Here is a 2331-nt window from a genome sequence, read left to right as displayed (position 1 = left end):
ACGCCTGCTGCCCCGACGACAACCCACCATGCAGATCTTTCACCCGCGCCAACGCGGGCACTTCATCAATATGACCTTCAATATGGAAACCGTCAGACGATAACACCACACTCGCCACTTTCTGTAAACATAAGGCCTAGACCCCGCTAGACATGTGTAAAACAATGCTAGGAACGGCCCTATTTTACAGCAAACATTCCGCCGCAGGCACGTGCAACAATAGGGTGTACTCTATTGTCTAGGAGTGGTGCCCTTTATTTTGGGAGATTGCTTTTTAAGTGCTCTACGTAGGGGCAACAGTTCTGGAAGAAGAAGCTAGTCTTGAATCTTTCCTTGGTGAAACTGATTGAAGACGCTACCGGCGTAATCTTCGTCGAGTTCGTATTTCTGATCAGGAACTGTGAATGAGTTTCCTATGAGCTCTGGGAAGGTTATTGTTTGTTCTTCTCGGTCTCCGTTGGCAAAATGTTTTAGGGTTGTGTTGGGGTTCAATATGTTGAACAATCCAGTACGCAACGTCGTAAAAGGTTCGACTTTCGGGGCTATTCTCGGTGATTACTGGATTTAAATCGTTGGTAATGAGTTCTGTGGCTTGCCTTAAAAGCTTTCTATCCTTGGCGTTGGAGTAGCAGATATCGCCTTTCGGAGAGGCTCAGAGAGCTTGTAGACGAGGTTGTGGTTGACCCACCCAGCCCTTGTTGCGCAAGTCCAGCAGCAGTTGCCGGTAGCCGTAGCGATGCTTGTTGGCCTCGAAGCTTTCTAGGATTGCTTGCTTTACCGCGGCATGCTTATCCGGCTTACCGAGTCGCTTTTGGTGGGAGAAGAATGTCGCCCGTGGCATACCGTCTGCCGCGAGGAGATACTCCAAGCGGTGTTGCGACTTGAGGATGACGATCGCCTGGCCTTTCAGGCGCGTCCCCGATTTCTCAAGTTCCGCAATTTTTTAGGTAGACATTCTCGGCCCGCAACCGTTCGTTTTCGCGACGCAGTTTGTCTTCTTCAGTAAGCATCTTCGGCTTAGCTGAACCTTTAGGCCTGCCCTTCGACTTCGGCTTTAACGCGTCATCGTCGCCTTTGCGCCATTTTCGTAACCAATATTCGACCACTTGGTCCGACGACGGGCCAAGCTCACGGGCAAGAATCATCTTTGACTCGCTGGTGAGATGTCGTTGGACAACTTCCTTTTGACCTCGAAGGAGTACTGCTGCTTTGAAGGCTTTTCCACAAGGCACAGCTTGCCATGTAACAAGAACTGACGAAACAAAGCACGAACTGGATCAACACCAACACCAACATGATGAGCTGCAGCTCGGTGACCAAAACCCTTCTCAAAAGGGCCACTAAGTCTTCCTGTTGTCCTGCAGACAACCGTGCGCGCATACAACTGCTCCCCACTAGTAGGTAACTGATTTCTCAGTCCGACTAATGGGGATCAGTTCAATTTAGAGGGGGAACTTTTGGTTTCCGTTTGCATCTTAGTTTGGGGAATTAATTATAGAGGGTACCCCCTTACCGCCGATAGCGTCGTCGACTTTATTGAAAGCAAATAAGCGGGTGAGGGGGCAGGGTTAAGCCATTTGAGGCGATCCTATGATGTAGGAAGTTACTGAAAGTGATTTTGGCAGATGATAAAATCTCTAGCAGGAGATAGCACCGTCAAATCGAGACTTCGGGAACTTTAGACTACGGTAATGGTGCTCATACTCTTCATTTGGCGCGAGTATTTTGCACTCTGAGTCATTGCCAAAAGCGATTAGTACTTTAACTCCCACCTTATTCTGGCAATTGCTTTTCAATTTAACAATCCCCTCTGCTGGCTGAACGTCAACACAGCTTGGTGCGGGGGACGAGGAATCATAGAAAGAAATTCCTTTATTTGGTGTTTTTGGGATAAAGCCATCTGGATCAATGGTTGTTGGAACCGCGTCCCCCGGTGCGTATTGTTCAGCCTCGGTAGCGTGTGCAATACTAGGGGTTGATAGCGTCAGCAAAGAGACTCCTAAAATAACTGCACTCTTTTTGAAAACAACTTTTACCTTCCTTTGCGGACATACTCAATAATATTGAGGTTATCTTTATGTGGATTTGAGGTTAGGAACTTCTCTGAAAAACCAGATGCCTGAAGCATAGCGTCGAATTCAATAGTTTTTTCATCTTTGTTTAGATCTGGGAACCTTCCCCAAAAACGAGCAATGTTTCCATCATGTAGATCGGGATTAAAAAGATCGAAGTAGTACCAAAGAGAACCGCCGGGGCGTGCTGTCAAGGGGTGAATGCGCCACTTCGACCGGGAGGTAGTTGTGACGCGTTGGACTCCGAAGGATGTTAAGG

The 2331-nt window shown here is 47.9% G+C and carries 1 protein-coding gene and 1 pseudogene; both read right to left on the bottom strand.

Annotation, left to right across the window (positions count from 1 at the left end; all coding sequences use genetic code 11):
* Positions 1-645 precede the first annotated feature (645 nt).
* Positions 646-1234, bottom strand: a pseudogene (locus QP990_RS11815) (IS3 family transposase); the annotation flags it as partial.
* 798 nt (positions 1235-2032) lie between these two features.
* Positions 2033-2331: hypothetical protein (locus QP990_RS11810; protein WP_284799363.1), on the bottom strand; the 299-nt coding region annotated here is incomplete at its 5' end.

It is taken from the genome of Corynebacterium sp. MSK071, from assembly GCF_030232125.1.
Taxonomy (GTDB): Bacteria; Actinomycetota; Actinomycetes; order Mycobacteriales; family Mycobacteriaceae; genus Corynebacterium; species Corynebacterium kefirresidentii.
This window is presented reverse-complemented; position numbering and strand designations above follow the sequence as displayed.